Origin of the sequence: uncultured Abyssibacter sp. (assembly GCF_964000955.1) — a bacterium.
Taxonomy (GTDB): Bacteria; Pseudomonadota; Gammaproteobacteria; order Nevskiales; family OUC007; genus Abyssibacter.
Genome location: NZ_CAXFCL010000105.1, coordinates 1 through 2,835, shown reverse-complemented (window position 1 = coordinate 2,835; position 2,835 = coordinate 1). Strand labels below are relative to the sequence as shown.

General features: G+C 66.9%; 2 protein-coding genes. One reads left to right on the top strand and one right to left on the bottom strand.

Annotated features, from left to right (window positions below; genetic code table 11):
* Positions 1-1,097: class II fumarate hydratase (locus ABNS06_RS04850; RefSeq protein WP_348672918.1), on the top strand; the 1,097-nt coding region annotated here is incomplete at its 5' end.
* A gap of 31 nt (positions 1,098-1,128) precedes the next feature.
* Here the strand turns inward: ABNS06_RS04850 and ABNS06_RS04845 are convergent.
* Positions 1,129-2,835, bottom strand: a 1,707-nt coding sequence (locus ABNS06_RS04845) for a hypothetical protein (protein ID WP_348672916.1), incomplete at its 5' end; no start/stop codon positions are given.

Sequence of the window (2,835 nt, the reverse complement as noted above, 5' to 3'; positions counted from 1 at the left end):
GGTCGGGCACCTCCAGCAACATGAACGCCAACGAGGTGATCGCGGCGCTGGCGCGGCGCGATGGCCTCGACGTGCATCCCAATGATCACGTCAACATGAGTCAGTCGTCCAACGACGTGATCCCGACCGCGATTCACGTGGCCTGCGCCATCGGCATCGCCAAATCGCTGGTCCCGGCGATCCAGCACCTGATTGACGTGCTGGAAACCCGGGCTGACGAGCTCGACGCCGTGGCCAAGACCGGCCGCACGCATCTGATGGATGCGATGCCGATCACCTTTGGTCAGGAATTGCGCGCCTGGTCGTCACAACTCGATGCCGGGCTGGACCGGCTGGCGGATGTCCGCAAGCGGCTCAATGCGCTGCCGCAGGGCGGCACCGCCGTCGGCTCGGGGATCAATGCCCACACCAGTTTCGGCTCGGTGTTCGCGGAGCAAATGTCTCGACTGACCGGCCTGCCGTTTTCGCAGGCGCTGGATCACTTCGCGGCCCAGGCCAGCCTGGATACGCTGCTGGAGGTCTCCGGCCACCTGCGCGCGTTCGCGGTCAGCTACACCAAGATCGCCAACGACCTGCGCTGGATGAATTCCGGTCCGCTGGCGGGGCTGGGCGAGATCGAACTACCCACGCTGCAACCCGGTTCCTCCATCATGCCGGGCAAGGTGAATCCGGTGATTCCCGAAGCCGTGGCGATGGTCGCCGTGCAGGTCCTGGGCAACGATGCCGCGATCACCGCGGCGGCGCAGTCCGGCAACTTCCAGCTCAACGTCATGCTGCCCGTGGTCGCCAGCAATCTGGTGGAATCGATCAGCTTGCTGTCCAGTGCCGCCACCGTGCTGGCCGACAAGGCCATCGCGGGCTTCACCGTCAATCAGGCGAACGTGGATGCTGCGCTGGCGCGCAACCCGATTCTGGTCACCGCGCTGAACCGCGAGATCGGCTACGACCTGGGGTCGAAGATCGCCAAGGAGGCGTACCGGACCGGCCGGCCCGTGCTCGACGTGGCCCTGGAGCACACGGATCTCGGTGAGGAGCGTCTCAGGGCGCTGCTGGACCCGATGGCGCTGACCCGCGGTGGCATCCCGGGCAGCGACTAGCGGGGTCGGCGAGCGGTCACCGCACCCGGGCTCAGCGCAGCAGCGACACCGATTCCGGCTTGGTCACCGCCAGTTCCGCGTCGGCGCCGAAGTTGTTGCGGCCCGACAGGCTCAGGATGTCGTTGTAGCGCAGCACCCGGTCGTTGGCTTTTTCCGCCACGTAAACCGTGCTGCCATCGAAAGCGATATCCACCGGATTGCCCAGCGCGGTCTCGTCGCCGCCGACCTGTGCCCGGACATTGACCAGGCCTTCGGCACGCGAGGCGTTGTCGATGACGAACAACTGGCCGTCGGTGGCATTGTTCGCGTCGCCGACATCGGACAGGATCAGGCGATTGCTCGCGGCCACATGGATGATGCCGTGCAGGTTCACCGATACCTGCGCGCCGTTGATGGCCGGGATGATGCTGCGCGACACCGTGGCGCCGGCCTCCGTCGCCGCGCGGGCGCCGAAATCGTCATACACCAGCACCGAGCCGTCGGTGGCGGCGACGTAAAGCCGGTCGGCCGCCAGGTCGTAGTCCAGGTCCCAGATCGATGCGGTCCCGACATCGGTCGTGTCGATCACCGGGGCGGTGTTGCCATCGGCTTCCAGGCTGTAGCCCTTGATTGCCGGCGTGCCGCTGTCCGCGACCAGCAGCAGTCCCTGAGCCTGCACGATCTCGATGCCCTTGGGGCTGGTCAGCGTGGAACTGAATCCGCCAATCAGGCGATCGGTATCAGGCGCATCGAAGCTCGTGCCCGCACGGTCCGCCAGTCGATTGATGACGAGCAGGCCCGTGCGGGTGGCACCGGTGGACCCGTTGTCATAGCTGACATAGGCATGACCCCGCGTGTCGATCTGGATGCTTTCCAGCTGGCGCACCGCCGCGCCCAGCGTGCCGCCGGCGCTGGCATCGAGCATGCCGATCTCCGAGGACAGGTCGGTTTGCAGCAGCAGAATGCGCCCGGTGTCTCCCGGGCCGCCGAACAGCCCGCCGGGCGGGGCGGGGTTGGTGGAGACCGCCAGGGCCGATACCGAGTCCGCCGTGGTGAGGTCCGACGCGTCAACCGGCAGGCTGTCGCTGCTGCGCAACCGGGCGACGGATTCGGGCGCCGTGGCCTGGCGGGCATGGTCGGGCTCGACATTGCCCGACGCCGACAGGATATTGCTGAAACTCAGCACCGCGCCGTTCGCCTTTTCGGCGACGATGGCGGTGTCGCCCGCCAGGGTGACATCCACCGGGTTGCCCAGGCGGGAACGCGCGCCGACGATCCGCGTCGATGCGGGAATGCCACCAGACACCGTCCCGTTGTCGTTCAGCGTGAAGATCTGTCCGTCATCGTCCAGCGCCGGGTCGCCGACGTCGGTCACGACGATCCGGTTGCCCAGCAAGGCGATGCCGTGGAAGTTCACTGAAATCTGCTCACCTTCGGCATCCACGGGAAAGATGCTGCGGTCGGCGACGGCGGTCACGTCGGTCGAGAAATCATCGAAGATTTCCACCGTGCCGTCGGTCAGCGCCGCATAAAGCCTGTCGCTGGTCTCGTCATAGGCGACGTCCCAGGGCGCGGCGGCGGTGGCGATGCTGCTCAGCGGCGCAGCACCATCGCCGGCGGTGGTGGAGAACAGGCTGAGGCTGGCCGCCGCGTTGTCGGCCACGATCACGCGACCAATCGCGTCGATGACGACCAGCCCCTTGCCGGCGAAGCCGCCACCCAGCCCGCCGCGACCATTGATCTGGCGGTCGAATCCGGT